Annotated in this window: 19 protein-coding genes; 7 read left to right on the top strand and 12 right to left on the bottom strand. The window is 38.1% G+C overall.

Annotated elements, in window-relative coordinates:
• Positions 1-42 precede the first annotated feature (42 nt).
• The 11 genes from alr to bolA form a co-directional block, all read right to left on the bottom strand.
• The gene (gene alr, locus BTO22_RS03080) at positions 43-1254 is read right to left on the bottom strand and encodes an alanine racemase (protein WP_105054229.1); all 1212 of its coding nucleotides are present in this window, start codon (positions 1252-1254) and stop codon (positions 43-45) included.
• Between the two features lie 213 nt (positions 1255-1467).
• Positions 1468-2565, bottom strand: coding sequence for a DNA polymerase IV (gene dinB, locus BTO22_RS03075; RefSeq protein ID WP_061005128.1), 1098 nt, complete (start codon positions 2563-2565; stop codon positions 1468-1470).
• A 127-nt stretch (positions 2566-2692) separates the two neighbouring features.
• Complete coding sequence (gene nqrM, locus BTO22_RS03070; protein ID WP_060993542.1) at positions 2693-2926, bottom strand: (Na+)-NQR maturation NqrM; 234 nt, start codon at positions 2924-2926, stop codon at positions 2693-2695.
• Positions 2927-2937: 11 nt separating this feature from the next.
• Positions 2938-3972, bottom strand: coding sequence for an FAD:protein FMN transferase (locus BTO22_RS03065; protein ID WP_105054228.1), 1035 nt, complete (start codon positions 3970-3972; stop codon positions 2938-2940).
• Positions 3973-4136: 164 nt separating this feature from the next.
• Complete coding sequence (gene nqrF, locus BTO22_RS03060) at positions 4137-5363, bottom strand: NADH:ubiquinone reductase (Na(+)-transporting) subunit F (protein ID WP_105054227.1); 1227 nt, start codon at positions 5361-5363, stop codon at positions 4137-4139.
• A 29-nt stretch (positions 5364-5392) separates the two neighbouring features.
• Positions 5393-5989, bottom strand: a complete 597-nt coding sequence (gene nqrE, locus BTO22_RS03055; protein WP_060993545.1) for an NADH:ubiquinone reductase (Na(+)-transporting) subunit E — start codon at positions 5987-5989, stop codon at positions 5393-5395.
• Positions 5990-5996: 7 nt separating this feature from the next.
• Positions 5997-6629: an NADH:ubiquinone reductase (Na(+)-transporting) subunit D gene (locus BTO22_RS03050; RefSeq protein ID WP_060993546.1), complete on the bottom strand. Its 633-nt coding sequence runs from the start codon at positions 6627-6629 to the stop codon at positions 5997-5999.
• A complete protein-coding gene (locus BTO22_RS03045) occupies positions 6629-7396 on the bottom strand; it encodes a Na(+)-translocating NADH-quinone reductase subunit C (protein WP_105054226.1) in 768 nt (255 codons plus the stop codon). The genes BTO22_RS03050 and BTO22_RS03045 overlap by 1 nt, the downstream gene beginning before the upstream one ends.
• Positions 7386-8630: an NADH:ubiquinone reductase (Na(+)-transporting) subunit B gene (locus tag BTO22_RS03040; RefSeq protein ID WP_105054225.1), complete on the bottom strand. Its 1245-nt coding sequence runs from the start codon at positions 8628-8630 to the stop codon at positions 7386-7388. Before BTO22_RS03040 ends, BTO22_RS03045 begins: the two co-directional genes overlap by 11 nt.
• Positions 8631-8633: 3 nt before the next feature.
• Positions 8634-9974 (bottom strand): Na(+)-translocating NADH-quinone reductase subunit A, encoded by a 1341-nt coding sequence (locus tag BTO22_RS03035; protein WP_061005130.1) that lies wholly within the window; start codon positions 9972-9974, stop codon positions 8634-8636.
• A gap of 394 nt (positions 9975-10368) precedes the next feature.
• Positions 10369-10683, bottom strand: coding sequence for a transcriptional regulator BolA (gene bolA / locus BTO22_RS03030; RefSeq protein WP_105054224.1), 315 nt, complete (start codon positions 10681-10683; stop codon positions 10369-10371).
• A gap of 92 nt (positions 10684-10775) precedes the next feature.
• Between bolA and BTO22_RS03025 the strand changes: the two genes are divergently transcribed.
• From BTO22_RS03025 to BTO22_RS02995, 7 genes are all read left to right on the top strand, one after another.
• Complete coding sequence (locus BTO22_RS03025; RefSeq protein ID WP_105054223.1) at positions 10776-11921, top strand: methyltransferase; 1146 nt, start codon at positions 10776-10778, stop codon at positions 11919-11921.
• A 13-nt stretch (positions 11922-11934) separates the two neighbouring features.
• On the top strand, positions 11935-12504 hold the full coding sequence (locus BTO22_RS03020) for a YajG family lipoprotein (protein ID WP_105054222.1): 570 nt from the start codon (positions 11935-11937) through the stop codon (positions 12502-12504).
• On the top strand, positions 12504-13064 hold the full coding sequence (locus BTO22_RS03015) for a peptidylprolyl isomerase (protein ID WP_105054221.1): 561 nt from the start codon (positions 12504-12506) through the stop codon (positions 13062-13064). Before BTO22_RS03020 ends, BTO22_RS03015 begins: the two co-directional genes overlap by 1 nt.
• A gap of 81 nt (positions 13065-13145) precedes the next feature.
• On the top strand, positions 13146-14489 hold the full coding sequence (locus tag BTO22_RS03010; RefSeq protein WP_105054220.1) for an AmpG family muropeptide MFS transporter: 1344 nt from the start codon (positions 13146-13148) through the stop codon (positions 14487-14489).
• Between the two features lie 284 nt (positions 14490-14773).
• Positions 14774-15637 (top strand): nucleoside-specific channel-forming Tsx family protein, encoded by an 864-nt coding sequence (locus BTO22_RS03005; protein ID WP_105054219.1) that lies wholly within the window; start codon positions 14774-14776, stop codon positions 15635-15637.
• A gap of 107 nt (positions 15638-15744) precedes the next feature.
• A complete protein-coding gene (gene panE, locus BTO22_RS03000) occupies positions 15745-16638 on the top strand; it encodes a 2-dehydropantoate 2-reductase (protein WP_181044548.1) in 894 nt (297 codons plus the stop codon).
• Positions 16635-17225, top strand: a complete 591-nt coding sequence (locus BTO22_RS02995; protein ID WP_105054217.1) for a DJ-1 family glyoxalase III — start codon at positions 16635-16637, stop codon at positions 17223-17225. Before panE ends, BTO22_RS02995 begins: the two co-directional genes overlap by 4 nt.
• A gap of 113 nt (positions 17226-17338) precedes the next feature.
• On the opposite strand, the gene BTO22_RS02990 is transcribed toward BTO22_RS02995, so the two are convergent.
• A complete protein-coding gene (locus BTO22_RS02990) occupies positions 17339-17737 on the bottom strand; it encodes a LysM peptidoglycan-binding domain-containing protein (RefSeq protein WP_105054216.1) in 399 nt (132 codons plus the stop codon).
• Positions 17738-18012 lie beyond the last annotated feature (275 nt).

The following is an 18012-nucleotide window of genomic DNA, read 5'->3' as shown; positions in this document are numbered from 1 at the left end:
CAGCATATGCTGACCGTTTTTATTTATACTAACTACAATTAATTAGAAATATACTTTTGGATTAGTTGCGCCCCAAATAACGTATAACTCAGGCATGCTACGACTACTAAATGCTTCCATTTCTTTAGTTTCAATTGTTTCTTCATTTTGAGAGCCAAAAAGAACAACCTCATCACCCGGTTGAACATCTGCAATATCAGTGACATCAACCATTGTTGTATTCATTGAAGTAACACCAACAACATTTGCCTTTTGACCATTAATTAATACATAACCATTATTACCAATAGAACGTACATAACCATCAGAATAACCTAATGGTAAGTTGGCAAGAATAGAATCACGACCTAATACATAAGTACTGCTGTAACCAATAGTACTGCCTTTTGGCAAGTAGTTTAAAGACGCTACAGATGTTTTAAAGCGAACGATACGTTTGTACTCGGGGTTACTTGGCATATCACCATAAAGTAGACCACCAGGGCGAACCATATCTAAGTGTGCTTCAGGTAAGTTAATTGTAGTGTAAGAATTGGCAACATGAAGAGTAATATTTTCACGATTTAACTGAGCTTCATCGATAAGCCATTGGCTTTCTTGTTTGAATAAATTCAGCTTTGTGCGAATCTCATCAACAGATTCATTAGGGAAGTGAGTCATAATACCAACGATATTAATGTGGCCATTAAAAGCAATATTTAATGCTTCCTTCTTTCCTTGTAATTGAGTTAAATCCAAGCCATTACGCCCCATTCCACCAGCATTGATCGCTAAATGAACGGGAATAATCGTATTGTTTTGTTTTGCTAATTTAGCGATCGTATTTGCTTGCTCACTCGATCCTATCAGTTCTTCAATTTGGTAAGTTAACCCTGATTCAATCTCATTTGGTGTAGCAGCGCGAACACGCATGATTTCGCCTTCGAAACCTTTAGCTCGAACAATGCGAGCTTCTTCATTACTGGTAATACCGATACAATCTACATTGCGGTCAATAACAGAAGCCATTAATCCTTCAATACCATTACCATAAGCATCCGCTTTCATGATCGCACATACTTTTGTGCTTTCAGATAATGTTTGTTTTAATGTATCAATATTATGCTGGAATGCTTTTGTATCTATTTCTAACCATGCATTGGTTTGTTGAATTTTCTCTTGATTCGTTAACGTATCTAAAGAAAGTAGTGGCGCAGAAACTGCCACTGTAGGAAAAACTAAACTTAACGCCAACGCACATTTTGTAAATTTCATAAACAACCGTTTCTGTATAATTATTATCTTATAAATTTTGAAACGGAATTATATAGTGCTGCTTTTGTAACCTATAGAAAAAACACTTTATATTACAAACACCTAAATTATCGCTAACGATAAAAAACAAAGTAAGAACGAGTCACTCACACTCAAGTCTCACTTTATAAACATAAGTATCATTAACGTCACATCAAGCTTAATGGATAATCTTTAAATTAAGCTTAATTGCTGAAATACCTCTTTATCTTTTAGCATTACACTTACGCCTATTAATCTAATTTCTCGCCCTTTTTTCCTTTCTAAAACTTCAATAAGTAATTCTTCGAAAAAAGGTAAAGTAAGGTGATGATGTACGTGCTCTATCGTCGTTTGTTGAAAGTCTGCAAATTTAATCTTTATACCCTGTTTAGCGATATCTAATGAACCATTTGCTTTTAAGAGTCGCTTTTCTAGTTCAGGATACAGTCGAGCTTGAATCACTGACCAGCATTCTTCAAACGAACTAATATTATGAGTAAAGGTTCTTTCTACTCCTACTGACCTTCTATTTCTCTCTGTAATTACTTCACGCTCGTCAATGCCATGAGAGCGCTTCCATAAAGAAGCCCCCATTTTTCCAAACCTCAACAACAGATCTCGTTGATCACTGTTTTGAACATCATTACACGTATATAGCCCACATTGATGTAAGCGCTCTAAGCTAACCTTTCCAACCCCAGGTATTTTCTCTAAGGGTAATTTATTAACTTCCGCCATAACCGTCTCAGGAGTTATGACATATTGACCATTGGGCTTATTAAGGTCAGAGGCTATTTTTGCTAGAAATTTGAGTGGCGCGATACCTGCAGATGCCGTTAAGGCTAACTCGTTAAAAATATCTTTACGGATTTGCTCTGCTATTAATGTCGCAGAACCATGTAAAAGTGAGCAGTTACTCACATCTAAATAAGCTTCATCTAAAGATAAAGGCTCTATTTTATCGGTATATCGTCTGAATATACGATGGATATGATGAGATACCTCTTTGTATACCTGCATTCTTCCAGGAACAACAATAAGGTTAGGGCAAAGCTTTAAGGCTTTACCTGTTGGCATTGCTGAATGGATACCAAACTTTCTAGCTTCGTAGTTACAAGTACTTAATACACCGCGCTGTCTTTCATGACCACCAACTGCCAAAGGAACATTACGCAAAGCAGGGTTATCCCGCATTTCTACTGCTGCGTAAAAACAATCCATATCAATATGAATTATCTTTTGCACCCGTGGTTTCTCTTGTAATGGTAAGCTTTTGCTTTCAGCGCTCATGTCAATAAACTGTATAAATACACAGTTAAATAATAGCGTTGAACTATTTAATATACAAACTATTAATCATTAAATAAAAAAACAGCACCTATAGTAGGTGCTGTTTGCTTTTATTTAATGATGATGATTATGCTATACGATCTTTTTCCCACGCAGCCAGTTTCTCAGCTCTAATCGCTTCTTTCGCTTCACGTTTCTTACGCGCATCACATGGTTCAGGACAGTTACATACCTTATCAATACCAACTGCACCAAGACCGCCACAGCTCCCCTTAACGACTTTACGTTGCACAATATAGCCAATAGCCATTGCGCCAATTACCGCTAAGAAAACACCAAATGTAATTAGAAAAGTACTCATTATCTACTCACTTATTTCAAAAAAGGCTTAAAGGCTTCAGAAGCTATCTCTTTAAAGCCATCTTTTGTTTTCACTATCATGAAAACAGGAATATTGTTTTTGTTGGCGATTTCCATGCCCTTCTCTTCACCTAACACCATTAGGCCTGTTGCTAAGCCATCAGCGGTCATTGAAGATTTATCAAGTACTGTAACTGAGACAACTTTATTAGCAATTGGTTTACCTGTAATTGGGTTAATGATATGAGAATAACGAACACCCTCTTTTTCAAAATAAATACGGTAATCACCAGATGTAGCTACAGCATGATGTCCAGGTTCAATAATCTCTTGGATCGAACGTTCATCTACTGATGGTTTTTCAATTGCGATACGCCAAGCAACATTCTCTTTATTGTTGCCTTTAACTCGCATTTCACCACCGACTTCAACCATGTAGTCAGTAATGCCTAATTCTTCTAAATAATTAGCTACAACATCAACACCCCAACCTTTTGCAATGGTTGAAAGATCCACATAAAGATTTGGGATATCTTTTGTCGCTGTTATCGCTGTCGCACTTAAATGTTGGATACCAACGATCTCACGACGAGCATTTAGTTCTTCTTCAGTAGGAACTACTTCAGGGCGAGCTTCTGGACCAAAACCCCACAAATTAACTAATGGACCAACCGTAATATCTAATGCACCTTCCGTCATTTGATTTAAACGAATCGCTTCGTTGATTACTGTTGCAGTATCTTTAGAAACAGTAAACGGGGTTAAATCTGTACTTTGATTAAATAGGCTTAACTCAGAATCTTGGCGATATGTCGACATTTGATCATTAACAAGTTCGAGTTTTCTATCCACTTCTGCATGGATTTCTTCTGTTGTAGGTAAACCTTCTTTATTAATGAATTTAATATTGTAGCTAGTCCCCATTGTCGGACCATTTATATATATTTGCTCACGTTGATCACCACAACCTGAAAGCAAAACTAACGCTAAGCAAGATAACAAAACAATTTTAGTTTTATTCACTAAATGAGTAACACTGACAATCACTGCCAACTCCTTAATTAAAATACATTAAAATAACGTAAACAATACACAGGAATATAGATTTAAAAAACCTATAACCCTGTACTTTGTCAGGTTAAATATAGCTCGTTAATACGAAAAAAGGCTGACTCAGTAATGAGTCAGCCAATGTTTCTTACTTCAATGGATTAACCACCGAAGTCATCTAGTAAGATGTTTTCATCTTCAACACCAAGATCTTTCAGCATACCGATTACAGCAGCGTTCATCATTGGTGGACCACACATGTAGTATTCACAATCTTCTGGAGCTTCATGATCTTTCAAGTAGTTTTCATAAAGTACGTTGTGAATAAAGCCAGTGTAACCATCCCAGTTATCTTCTGGCATAGGATCAGACAGAGCACAGTGCCATACGAAGTTTTCATTGTTAGCCGCTAGACCATCAAAATCTTCAACGTAGAACATTTCACGCTTAGAACGTGCACCATACCAGTAAGACATTTTACGTGTTGATTTAAGACGTAAAAGTTGGTCAAAGATATGAGAACGCATTGGCGCCATACCTGCACCACCACCGATAAATACCATTTCATTATCAGTATCTTTCGCAAAGAATTCACCAAATGGACCAGAAATAGTACATTTGTCACCTTCTTTTAAAGACCAGATATAAGATGACATAACACCAGGAGCTACGTCAGGATTATTTGGCGGCGGAGTTGCGATACGCACGTTAAGCTTGATAATGCCTTTCTCTTCTGGGTATGAAGCCATAGAGTAAGCACGGATCGAATGCTCTTTAACGATAGATTCGTAACGGAACAAGTTAAACTTATCCCAATCACCACGATATTCTTCTGGAATATCATAATCTGAGTATTTCACATGATGTGGTTCAGCTTCAATTTGAATGTAACCACCAGCACGGAATGGAACTTCTTCGCCATCAGGGATAGCAAGAGCAAGTTCTTTGATGAAAGTAGCTTCGTTATCATTAGAGATAACCGTACATTCCCACTTTTTAACACCAAAGATTTCTTCAGGAAGTTCAATTTCCATGTCAGTTTTCATTGCAACTTGACATGCTAGACGCTCACCTTCGCGAGCCTCACCTTTAGAAATGTGATCAAGCTCTGTAGGCAGAATATCACCACCGCCAGATTTCACTTTCACACGACACTGACCACAAGAGCCACCACCACCACACGCTGATGATACAAAAATACCAGCGCTACCAAGAGCGTTAAGTAATTTGCTACCAGGTTGTGTAATGATCGCTTTTTCAGGATCACCGTTTACAGAGATAGTAATGTCACCTGATGGCACTAGTTTAGATTTAGCGAATAAAATCACCAATACCAAAGCCAATACTATAATGGTAAACATCGCTACACCAAGAATAATGCTTTGCATTTGTTATTCCTTATTATTGGGTGCTTACCCTACAGTTGAACACCAGAGAAAGACATAAAGCCTAACGCCATTAAACCTACTGTAATGAAAGTAATACCTAAGCCACGAAGACCAGGAGGTACGTCTGAATACTTCATTTTCTCACGAATACCAGCAAGTGCGACAATAGCCAACATCCAACCAACACCAGAACCGAAACCGTATACTACTGATTCAGCAAAGTTATAGTCACGTTGAACCATGAAAGATACACCACCGAAAATCGCACAGTTAACTGTGATTAACGGAAGGAAAATACCTAACGCATTGTACAAAGGTGGGAAGAAACGGTCTAAGATCATTTCTAGAATTTGTACAAGGGCAGCGATAACACCAATAAAGGTAATGAAGCTAAGGAATGTTAAATCAACACCAGCAACAATCGCATTTTCTTTCAGTAAGTAAGTGTATACAAGGTTGTTCACTGGTACAGCAATTGTTAGAACAACAACTACCGCAACACCAAGACCAAACGATGTTTTTACTTTCTTAGACACAGCTAAGAAAGTACACATACCTAGGAAGAATGAAAGCGCCATGTTTTCGATGAAGATCGATTTAACAAGTAAACTAATATAATGTTCCATTTCGACCTTACTCCTTCGCTTCTACTTGTTCAGGTTTAATGATACGGATAGCCCAGATCATGAAACCAATTAAGAAGAATGCAGATGGCGCTAGAAGCATCATACCATTTGGTTGGTACCAGCCACCGTTAGAAACAAGTGGAAGAACTTCAACACCAAACAGTTTACCTGAACCTAAAAGTTCACGGAAAAATGCAACTGTCATCAATACAAAACCGTAACCAAGACCGTTACCAATACCATCAATGAAAGATGGAAGTGGTGCCGACTTCATTGCGAACGCTTCAGCACGACCCATTACAATACAGTTTGTAATGATCAAGCTAACAAATACAGAAAGCTGTTTAGAGATATCATAAAGATATGCTTTCAATACTTGGTCAACAACGATTACCAAAGAAGCAATGATCGCCATCTGTACGATGATACGAACGCTGTTTGGCATGTGATTACGAATTAGCGAAACGAATAGGTTAGACAACGCAGTAACAAACATTACCGCTAACGTCATAACAAAAGCCGTCTCAAGTTTAGTAGTTACAGCTAGAGCCGAACATACACCAAGAACTTGAAGCGCGATCGGGTTGTTATCCAACACCGGCGCTAAAATGCTCTTTTTAATTTCTTTTGCGCTAGCCATTAGTTCAGACCTCCATCACGAACTTTAGCAAGGAATGGACCAAAGCCATCATTACCTAACCAGAAGTCAAACGTGTGTTGAACACCGTTACCTGTTAGCGTTGCACCAGAAAGACCATCTACACCGTGCTCAGAACCAGCTGGAGCACCGCCTTTAACAATCTTAATTGCAGGGTTATGATTTTCATCAAACAATTTCTTACCTACAAATTGTGCACGCCACGTTGGGTTTTCAACTTCACCACCAAGTCCTGGAGTTTCCGCTTGATCGTAGTAAGTGATACCCGCAACTGTGTTACCGTCAGTCTCAACTGCAACAAATGCATACATCATTGACCATAAGCCAGTACCATGAACAGGGATAATAACTTTAGATACTGTATCACCGCTCTTAACTAGGTAAACAACACCTAAGTTAGCACGACGAATGATCTTCGCTTTATCTTGCTCAGCGGTTAGCTTGATTGATTGTTTTGGATCTTTTGCTGCTTTACGTTGATCGTAAGTCGCAGCATCACCGTCAACAAACTCACCGGTTTTAAAATCAACAAGACGAGGTTCGATGTTCGCTGCAAATAACTCAGGAATAGTACCTTCGCCAGTCACACCAGCAACTTGAACAATTTTGCTTTGCTTATCAAGCACTGCGTTCGCTTTTTGCTTATCACGCAGGCCAACAGCAGCTGTTGATACGATGATTGAACACACTAAGCTCAAACCAATAACAACACCGAGTGTTTTTTTAATGCTATCGTTATTACTTGCCATAGCGTTTTAGTCTCCGTTTCACGTTACCTTCAACTACAAGGTTATCAAACAGTGGAGCAAATAGGTTTGCAAACAGAATAGCTAACATCATACCTTCAGGGTATGCAGGGTTAACTACACGGATCATTACAGCCATACCACCGATTAAAATACCGTACCACCACTTACCTTTATTGGTAAATGACGCCGATACAGGGTCTGTTGCCATAAAGATCATACCAAATGCAAAACCACCTAGAACTAGGTGCCAATGCCAAGGCATGCTAAACATTGCGTTTGTATCAGAGCCGATCAGGTTAAACAGTGTTGATACTGCAACCATACCGATCATAACACCCGCAATAATACGCCAAGATGCAATACGCATATAAACGATCATTAGACCACCAAGGATCAAAGCAAGAGTCGAAACCTCACCAATTGAGCCTGGGATATTACCAATGAATGCATCCATCCAAGAGATAGTGTTGCCAGTTACCGTATTAACTAGACCACCTTGGCCGCCTTGTGCCCATTGGCTAAGTGCAGTTGCACCAGAAAAGCCATCAGCAGCAGTCCAAACCGCATCACCTGAGATTTGAGCTGGGTATGCAAAGAATAAGAATGCACGACCCGCAAGTGCTGGGTTAAGGAAGTTACGACCAGTTCCACCAAAGATCTCTTTAGCAACAACAACACCGAAGGTAATACCTAACGCTGCTTGCCATAAAGGAAGTGTTGGCGGAACGATCAATGCGAAAAGAATAGAAGTAACAAAGAAACCTTCGTTTACTTCATGCTTACGCACCATACAGAACAATACTTCCCAGAAACCACCAACCAAAAATACGGTTGCATAGATAGGTAAGAAGTAAGTAGCACCCAGTAGCATGCTACTGCCCCAGCCTGCATCAGCACTTACCGTGCCGCCAAGCATTTCAGTCAACCAGTAATGCCAGTTGCCAGAAATTACCGAAGCCAGTTCAGCACCAGAATACATGTGCTCAAGAGCAACAATTGCTTGGTTACCTGCGTTGTACATGCCCCAGAACATTGCTGGGAATACTGCAAACCAAACCATGATCATGATACGTTTTAAGTCAACACTATCACGAACATGTGAACCACCTTTTGTTACCGTACCAGGTGTATAAAAAAGAGTTGCTGCTGCTTCATACAGAGCAAACCATTTTTCATGCTTTCCACCAGGTTCGAAATGAGGTTCAATTTTTTCAATAAACTTTAAAAGGCTCATCGATTACCCTTCCTTCTCGATGGTATCCAAGATCTCACGAAGCATTGGACCATACTCATATTTACCAGGGCACACATAAGTACATAAACCTAGATCATCTTCATCTAATTCTAATGCACCTAAACGCGCAGCACTGTCAACATCACCAGCACAAAGATCACGTAGTAACATTGTTGGTTCCATATCTAATGGCATTACACGCTCGTAACTACCGATTGGCACCATTGCACGATCACTACCATTAGTAGTTGTCGTCATGTTAAACACTTGACCAGAGAATAGATGACTCAAGAATGAACGAGTAACTGAGAATTTGTTTTTACCTGGGACAGCCCAACCAAACAATTCTTTCTCACGACCTTCACGAAGCACACATACTTGTTGATGGTAACGACCAAGGTAGCCATGAGGACCAGACGCTTGAGTACCGTTTAATACAGAACCAGAAATGATTCGTACTTCACCAGGCATAACTTCGCTGTCTGTTAATTCAAGTAAGCTAGCACCAGTAATAGTACGAACTAAACGAGGATTATTTACTGCAGGTCCAGCTAGAGAAACGATTCTGTCCGAGTAAATTTCACCCGTTAAGAAAAGTTGACCAAAAGCAATTACATCTTGGTAGCCAATACTCCACGCAACATTATTTACATCCACTGGATATAAATAATGCATGTGTGTACCTGCTAATCCTGCTGGATGAGGTCCATCAAATACATGTTCTTCAACATTGCTTTGAGAAGAACGAGGTAAACTACCCCCTTTCTTACATACATAAACCTTCTCACCTGTTAATACAGATAATAGATCTAAGCCTGCAACAAAAGCTTCTTCTTGTTGGTTAATGATCACTTCTGCATCAGCTGCTAGAGGATTAGTATCCATAGCAGTCACAAAGATAGCCTTTGTTTCAGAATCGATCGCTGGAACCTTGCTGAACGGACGAGTACGTAATGCAGTCCATGCACCTGAATCAATAAGCTGTTGCTTAACCGCATTACGGTCAAGAGAAGCTAACTGATTTGCTGCATAGCTATTAAAAGTAACCTGCTCTTCGCCTTCAACTGCAATAACTACAGATTGAAGTACACGTTTTGCACCACGGTTAATTTCAATAACTTTACCACTTACTGGAGCAGTAAAAATAACGCCAGGATTCTTTTTATCAGCAAAAAGAATTTGACCTTTTTTTACTACATCTTCCACGCGGACATGCATCGTAGGACGCATACCAACGTACTCTTCGCCAAGCAAGGCGACTTTACTGATGGCTTTACCATCATTAATCACCTGAGTTGGAACTCCTGCAATAGGAAGATCCAAACCCTTTTTTATTGTAATCATACGCACTTGCACTAATTTTATTGGGAAAAAGGATTCTATATAAGACACGACATTACTAATCTGCTCAATCCAAAGTAGAAAAACCACCACAGATATAACATTTTAGCAATATGCTTTTTACATAAAGACGAAAAAAGCTATTTTAAGGCGGAAGATTCTAGCATTTTTTATGGTGTGGATGCCACGTTCAATAGCCAGATTCCCACAATTTTTTGCTCTTCATTGTTAGAAATCATTGAAATGGTTTAAGCATTTTAGATCCAGTGCACAATTATTGTCCAAAATCAAAAAATACCACCTTAGTAGCAATGACATCGATAGTTAGTCATTTTTTAACAATTGAAAGTAACATTTATTTATTTTACGTTAAAAATTAAACATTTTTATTTCATTGTTAACCTTTTGAACCACCCATACAGTTAGGTGATAATGGAACTTTTTCAGCATCTAACGCTTCCCACTCAGCTTCTGTATAGGTATGGATAGCAAGAGCATGGATATAATTCGCTAGTTCATCCGCCAAAATTGCATTTATCATGCGATGGCGAGCTAATAAACGCTTTCCTTCAAACTCATCACTAACAACAATCACTTTAAAGTGACTCTCTGAGCCTTCTGGCACATTATGCATATAACTCTCATTTAGTACTTTTAAGTAAGACGACGACAGTTCAGTGCGTAATTTATGTTCAATTTGATGCTGAATCATATAATTCCTTTCTTTATTTGAATTCTTCTATTTCCACTTTATACACCATTTGCGACAATAGCCAGAAGCGTACCTTATTGAAGACCTAAATTATGAAAACCGAATTATGTTTATTTGACCGAAGCTTGAATTTACAGCGTTACCCAAAACGCGCTCAAGAATTATTACAAGCTTGGGATGCTGGTGATGAATACATCATTAATCACATTGAAGAATTAAACTTAGAAGATGGAAAAAACATTCTTATCTTAAATGATAATTTTGGTGCTTTATCTTGTTGGTTCTCTGAAAAACATAACGTTACTATGATGACTGATTCTTTTGTTGCTCAACGTGGTACCTTAAAAAATCTACAGCGTAACCAATGTAATCGTGTACAGCTAATCACATCAACAGAAGAAATGCCTCAAGGGTTTGATCTTGTACTAATGCAAATCCCTAAAAATAACCGCATGCTAACGTGGCAACTTCAACAACTTCGCCAATCGATGACAGCTGAATGTCCAATCATTGCGGTTAATAAAGCAAAAGAAATTCACAGTTCAACACTTGAGTTGTTTGAAGATTATCTAGGTGAAACTAAAACCTCTTTAGCTTGGAAGAAGCATCGTTTAGTGTTTTCAAATGCAAATGCAACGAACCCAGCAACCATTGCAGAAGCAGTATGCTGGAGTGTTGATAATGAATGCATTGATTTATTAAACTACCCTAATGTCTACTCTGGTGAACGTTTAGATCAAGGGGCTCGCTTTATGCTTGAGCACATCCCAGTTGATCCTGAATTACGCCATATTATTGATTTAGGTTGTGGTAACGGTGTTCTTAGCGTTAAAGCAGCTCAACTAAACCCTGAAGCTCGTATTACCTGTGTTGATGAAAGCTTTATGGCTGTTGAATCTGCTCGCCGTAATCTAGAAGTCAATTTAGGCAAAGAGCGTCAATTCCAATTTATTGCCAACAATTGCTTAGATGGCTTTAAAAAACACAGTAGCTATTTAGTACTATGTAACCCTCCTTTCCATCAAGGGCAAGCCATTACTGACCATATCGCGTGGCAAATGTTTTGTGATGCTAAGCACATCTTATGTAAAGAAGGGAAATTATTAGTTATTGGAAACCGTCATCTTGATTATGATGATAAATTATGTCGCTTGTTCGGTGAAGAAAATGTCACCACTATTGCTAGCAATTCAAAATTCGTTATTTTAGAAGCTGTTAAAGCTGAAAAATCAAAATAAAAAGGATATCCCAATGAAAAAGGCAATTATCGCCCTTTCTGCTTTATTTTTAGCCGCATGTAGCGCTCCTTCTGATCCTCAGCTGGATATCCAACCTGTTGCTTCATCAAATGCACATCAGATCGTGGACGATGTAAAACTGACTTTAGATAGCAGTGACTTACGTACAGCACAATACGTTGCGGTCATCGATAACGGACGCCAGAACGTACAACCAATCCACGCTAAACAAAACCTACGTGTAACACTTGAAGATGCATTGGCTACACAACTAAAAACACAAGGGTTTGTTATTACTGTAGATAGTGATAACACACTGCGTTTAGACATCATTGAAGCTCTAGTGAGTGTTCAGGACTCACTAATGAGCAATGAAATCAAAACTCAAGTTAAACTGCAAATTACCGCAGAAACACCACAAGGTAAATTTGTAAAAACATACAACGGTGTATCTGAAAAAACAGGCGCAATGAGCGCTGACAATCAGGATATCGAAGCAGTTCTTAATGATCTTTTAAATGCAGTACTAGATAAGATTGCAGTAGATGAAGAACTACAAACCTATATTAAAGGTAATTTCTAATGATGAAATGGACTTCTAAAGCCGCACTATTAATTGCAGCTCTTGGATTCACTAATGCCGCATTTGCTGAATCTGTAAAATTCGAAACAACACTAGGTAACTTCACTGTTGAACTAAATTCAGAGAAAGCGCCTATTTCTGTTGCCAACTTTATCCGTTATGTAGAAGACGGTAGCTACGTAGGCACTCAATTTCACCGTGTAATTCCGGGCTTTATGGCTCAAGGTGGTGGTTTTGATAAAAACATGCTGAAAAAATCAAGTTATGGTCCAATCAGAAATGAAGGCGATAATGGATTAGAAAACGATACAGCAACGATTGCAATGGCTCGTACTAATAACCCTGATTCAGCCACTCGTCAATTTTATATTAATCTTAATGACAATGACTTTCTAAACGGAAGTCAACGCCCACCAGGTTATGCTGTTTTTGGTAAAGTAACTCAAGGTTTTGATGTTATCCAAAAAATGGCAACAAAAAAAACCAAAGCACTTCCTAATGGAATGCGAGATATACCGGTTGAGCCAATTATCATAACTAAAGCAACATTGATTAAATAATCACGTTAAAATAACCAAATTACAGAGCAGCTTTCGGGCTGCTTTGCTTTTTCTATCTCTTTTAATAACAAGGAGCGTTTCATGTCTCATTCCATGCAATGGAAAACAGCCATAAAAAGCTACATGGATAAACGCCTGCTTTGGGTTTTCATGCTCGGTTGTTCGAGTGGTTTTCCATGGGTACTTATTGGCTCAAACATGTCAGGTTGGCTTAAAGATGCAGGGTTAACTCGTGCTGCCATTGGCTATTTTGGATCTGTTTTTGCTGTTTATGCTATTAATTTCATGTGGGCTCCACTTGTTGACCGTGTAAAATTACCTTTTCTAGGAAATAAATTAGGCCAACGTCGTAGTTGGATTTTCTTGTGCCAGTCAATTGTTTTCGTTTGTACCTTGCAAATTGCAGGCTTAGATCCTGCAAATAATTTAGCACTAACATCTATGTTTGCCCTAGCTATTGCTACCGCATCTGCTACACAAGACGTCGCTATCGACGCGTTTCGTATTGATACTTTTCCTAAGTCAGAATCCAGTAAAATGCCACAAGCATCAGCAATGGCAGTAATCGGTTGGTGGACAGGCTATTCTCTTCCTGGATACCTAGCGTTTGTGAATGCTGACAGCATTGGCTGGAATGGTGTTTATTATGGAATGGCTGGAATTGTGGCTTTATTAATGGTCTTTACTTTACTTGTTGGCGAACCAAAAACAAAACGTGACGAACTTCAACATGAAGCAGAAGAGCGCCATAATAAAGTTGTAGGATCTAAAATTGCTGCTTGGTTTACGGTAACCGTCATTGAGCCGTTCTATGACTTCTTTAACCGTAATGGTGTTAAAACAGCCTGTACCTTATTACTCTTTGTTTTCTTATTTAAGATCGGTGAAGCTTTCCTAGGCAGGATGTCGATTACTTTCTATAAAGAAATTGGCTTTAGTAATGAGCAAATTGGTTACTACTCAAAACTGATTGGTTGGGGCGCGACGGTCTTCTTTACTTTATTAGGCAGTTTAATCAATGTTCGATTTGGTGTAATTAAGGGCCTTATGATCGGCGGCATCGCCATGTCTGCAAGTAATCTAATGTTTGCTTTAATCGCAAATGTAGGCCCTAACGAGCACTTATTTTTAGCGACAATTCTCGTGGATAATTTTACAACGGCTTTCTCTACTGTTGCATTTGTGTCTTTCTTAACGATATTAACGGGAGAGGCTTTTTCCGCCACTCAATATGCCTTACTTGCCTCATTAGGTAACTTGGGTAGAACCACTCTCGCTTCTTTCAGCGGGGAGCTTGTTGACTACTTAAATAGCTGGCCATTGTTCTTTATATTAACTGCCGTTATGGTTATCCCAAGTTTGGTTATGTTACTTATGCTTAAAGGGCATTTCAAAGCGCTACTTGATAAAGCTCAAGGTTCTTAAGCTACATATTTAGATAACAACTATGCTACTAAAGCCTCCGAATTACGGGGGCTTTTTTGTTCTTGTTCACACTTTACCGTCATAATAATGTCAAGTAAGTGACAAGGATCACCTTATTATTGAACTTAACAATAGAAACAGGATCAAGATCTATATATAACATCATGATTACATAAATTGCATTTAAAAAAGTGAACTTTATCTATAATATGTGCTCATCTGAAAAACAGTATTAATTCTACTGGTTTTTATTTTTAGTAATACATAACTATAGAGATGCCATTATGCGTAAATCCCTTTTAGCTCTATCTGTTCTTGCTACTCTTTCTGCACCTACTTTCGCTGCTGATTATACAGACGGTGATACTCATAAGAATGATTTCAAATTCATGCAGTTTAACTACATGTATTCAATCGATGAGAAACCAGCTTCAAGCACTGCTGCAGAAAATACACATGACTATTTAGAAATGGAATTTGGCGGTCGCTCTGGCATTTTTGATCTTTATGGCTACGTTGATGTATTTAACCTAGCTAACAAAGACGACACTGATAAATCTACATCACCAGACAAAATGTTCATGAAATTTGCACCACGCATGTCTTTAGATGGATTAACTGGTAAAGATTTATCAATAGGTCCAATTCAAGAACTGTACGTTGCGACATTATTTAACTGGGGCGGTAATACTAGTTATAATGAAAAAACAGGTAAAACAGAAGGTGTTAATAACTCTTTCTGGGGTTTAGGCTCTGACATCATGGTTCCTTGGTTAGGTAAAGTTGGTCTTAACTTCTACGGTCTTTACGATTTAAACACTAAAGATTGGAACGGCTACCAAGTATCGGCTAACTGGTTCAAACCATTCTACTTCTTCGATAACGGTTCATTCATTTCTTACCAAGGTTACATTGATTACCAATTAGGTATGGATGATAGTCAAGCTGGTACAAAGAGCAACGGCGGCGCTATGTTTAATGGTATCTACTGGCATTCAAACCAGTTTGCTGTTGGTTACGGCCTAAAAGCTTACCAAGACATCTACGGCTTAGAAGATGGTGCAGCTACTAATTTCTTCCCTGGCGATACTGGTAAGTGGGAATCATCAGGCGTGAGTCACTACCTAAGTGTTACTTACAAGTTCTAATCTAATTTAGAATATTAATTTTACAGAGGCGCTCATCATGAGCGCCTTTGTTTTTTCTGGTAAACATATTACACTGTTTTGATTATTTATTCTTAATGGATAGTCGCGTGAATATCACTATTCTTGGTCCCGGAGCTGTAGGCTCCCTATGGGCATGTTATCTTCAAAAAGCAGGACATAATGTCTCGTTGTGGACCAGAAGAACCACACCTTCTGAACTTTCTCTTACTTTAAATACACAAGAAAACTCTTCGTATTCTTTTTCCTGTGATAACAAAGAATCACTCATTCACTGTGATTTGCTTTTTATTACCGTTAAAGCATGGCAAGTAGAAAGCGCATTACTCCCTATACTTCCATTATTATCACAAGAAACCATATTGCTCTTTATGCACAATGGCATGGGGGCGATTGATGCAATAGAAAATCAAATCAGTCATCACCCTATCCTACAAGCCACCACGACACATGGTGCATTAAAAGAAAATGCCCACACAGTAAAGCATACTGGTTTTGGCCATACCGTCGTTGGGCCATTCAATTCATTAGGTAATCAATGCCAATTTATCCAAGATGTACTACAACACAGTTTGCCAAGTACTGAATGGAACTCTGATATCCAAACGGCATTGTGGAAAAAGCTTGCCATTAACTGTGCGATTAATCCCCTAACTGCAATTTATCAATGTCAAAATGGGGAACTATCTCAACCAAGTCGGCATCAAGACGTAAACCGTATTTGCCATGAAGTGCATCAAGTGTTGCAACAAGAACAAATACAATGGACAGAAGCAGAATTGCTCTCGACGGTATACCAAGTAATATCAGCAACTTCAGCTAACTATTCTTCAATGAATCGTGATTGCTTTTATCAGCGAAAAACCGAGATCGATTTCATCACAGGTTATTTATTACAAAAAGCAAAGCAACATGCTATTTCAACACCAATCAATGAAACGTTATATAATCAAATAAAACAATTAGAAGAGAACTTGTTATGACCACTAAAATTCTCGTTTGCTTAGCTCCTGGAACAGAAGAGCTAGAAGCTATCACGGTAATTGATATTCTAGAACGCGCTAAATTTGAAGTTACGATTGCCAGTACCGCATTTGATGGTGCATTAACAATGAAAGCAGCACAACGAGTCACGCTAACTGCTGATGTAAAATTAGTCGATGTGGCTGATGAAGAATTTGATTGTATTGTTCTTCCCGGAGGTCTTGAAGGCTGTGAAAATTTCCGTAACAGTACTTTATTAATCGAAATGCTAAAACAACAAAAATACGATAAAAAATGGGTCGCCGCTATCTGTGCAGCTCCGGCTATCGTATTACAGCATCATGATTTATATCCAGATGCTCTAATGACTTGCTATCCAAGCTTAATGGAAGCGATTCCTGAAAAAAATCGTCGTATTAAACGTGTTTTTACTGATGTATTAAACCATTTAATTACAAGCCAAGGTCCAGGTTCCTCACTTGAGTTTGCAATGGAAATTGTTACATTATTTGGTGGAAAAGAATTAACAGCTAAACTAGCTGCGGATTTAGTGACACTACCAAATTTAAATTATCATCAAGTCTAAATTAACTTAATTAAAAACCCAATACCTATCGGCATTGGGTTTTTCTTTATTTTCAATAAAATACACATCCCTAATTACTAGTAATGAGATTTTCTTTATCTAAATAGATAGCTCTATTTAATATTAATTTCTTCACCAATTGATAAATAATTAGGATTTTCAACCTGTGGATTTAAGTTAATTATATCTTCTAACTCCATCCCCTGAGCTATAGCTATCTTAGATAATGTGTCATTTTTATTAACTAAATACGTTTTCACTTCTTGAACGTCCTGATTATCTGATTTAGCCTGTTCCTGCTCCACGCCTAACTGATTCACAGCCTCAGTAATCTCTTCATCTGTCTCTTGTTGTTTTTGTAGTTCAAGTTCTAATGTGCTTATTTTTGATTCTAATTCATCAATCTTACTTGTATTTTGCTTCTGTTGGTCAATTGCATCATCACTTGATGCACAACCAAAAAGAAAACCAACGGTAATAATTGAACATATTAACTTAGTCACATAACTCATACTTTCAAATCCTTATAAATATTATAATCACATTATTATTAAGCGATGAAAAAATAATGACATTTTTATCACTAAAAGTTTGAATCATCACATTCATGAACTTACTAAAAGTAGCTACATGTCCATGAATATTATTGATGCCAATTTAAGCTTAGTACACTACGTCAATATTGAAAGTAAATCATTACATCGCTATTTCGTCATTATGATATCGAAATTGATAAATTAATTATAAAAATCAGAATAATATGGAAGAATTAAAAACGATAGGATGG

The organism is Aliivibrio sifiae, from assembly GCF_002954705.1.
GTDB classification, from domain to species: Bacteria; Pseudomonadota; Gammaproteobacteria; order Enterobacterales; family Vibrionaceae; genus Aliivibrio; species Aliivibrio sifiae_A.
Note: the sequence above shows the minus strand (reverse complement) of the source record. Positions and strands in the feature narration are given on the sequence as shown.

Excerpts from the sequence above, each read along its gene's own strand:
- alr (WP_105054229.1), bottom strand. The coding sequence starts at position 1,254 with ATGAAATTTACAAAATGTGCGTTGGCGTTAAGTTTAGTTTTTCCTACA.
- dinB (WP_061005128.1), bottom strand. The coding sequence starts at position 2,565 with ATGAGCGCTGAAAGCAAAAGCTTACCATTACAAGAGAAACCACGGGTG.
- nqrM (WP_060993542.1), bottom strand. The coding sequence starts at position 2,926 with ATGAGTACTTTTCTAATTACATTTGGTGTTTTCTTAGCGGTAATTGGC.
- nqrF (WP_105054227.1), bottom strand. The coding sequence starts at position 5,363 with ATGCAAAGCATTATTCTTGGTGTAGCGATGTTTACCATTATAGTATTG.
- nqrE (WP_060993545.1), bottom strand. The coding sequence starts at position 5,989 with ATGGAACATTATATTAGTTTACTTGTTAAATCGATCTTCATCGAAAAC.
- BTO22_RS03050 (WP_060993546.1), bottom strand. The coding sequence starts at position 6,629 with ATGGCTAGCGCAAAAGAAATTAAAAAGAGCATTTTAGCGCCGGTGTTG.
- BTO22_RS03045 (WP_105054226.1), bottom strand. The coding sequence starts at position 7,396 with ATGGCAAGTAATAACGATAGCATTAAAAAAACACTCGGTGTTGTTATT.
- BTO22_RS03040 (WP_105054225.1), bottom strand. The coding sequence starts at position 8,630 with ATGAGCCTTTTAAAGTTTATTGAAAAAATTGAACCTCATTTCGAACCT.
- BTO22_RS03035 (WP_061005130.1), bottom strand. The coding sequence starts at position 9,974 with ATGATTACAATAAAAAAGGGTTTGGATCTTCCTATTGCAGGAGTTCCA.
- bolA (WP_105054224.1), bottom strand. The coding sequence starts at position 10,683 with ATGATTCAGCATCAAATTGAACATAAATTACGCACTGAACTGTCGTCG.
- BTO22_RS03025 (WP_105054223.1), top strand. The coding sequence starts at position 10,776 with ATGAAAACCGAATTATGTTTATTTGACCGAAGCTTGAATTTACAGCGT.
- BTO22_RS03020 (WP_105054222.1), top strand. The coding sequence starts at position 11,935 with ATGAAAAAGGCAATTATCGCCCTTTCTGCTTTATTTTTAGCCGCATGT.
- BTO22_RS03015 (WP_105054221.1), top strand. The coding sequence starts at position 12,504 with ATGATGAAATGGACTTCTAAAGCCGCACTATTAATTGCAGCTCTTGGA.
- BTO22_RS03010 (WP_105054220.1), top strand. The coding sequence starts at position 13,146 with ATGTCTCATTCCATGCAATGGAAAACAGCCATAAAAAGCTACATGGAT.
- BTO22_RS03005 (WP_105054219.1), top strand. The coding sequence starts at position 14,774 with ATGCGTAAATCCCTTTTAGCTCTATCTGTTCTTGCTACTCTTTCTGCA.
- BTO22_RS02995 (WP_105054217.1), top strand. The coding sequence starts at position 16,635 with ATGACCACTAAAATTCTCGTTTGCTTAGCTCCTGGAACAGAAGAGCTA.
- BTO22_RS02990 (WP_105054216.1), bottom strand. The coding sequence starts at position 17,737 with ATGAGTTATGTGACTAAGTTAATATGTTCAATTATTACCGTTGGTTTT.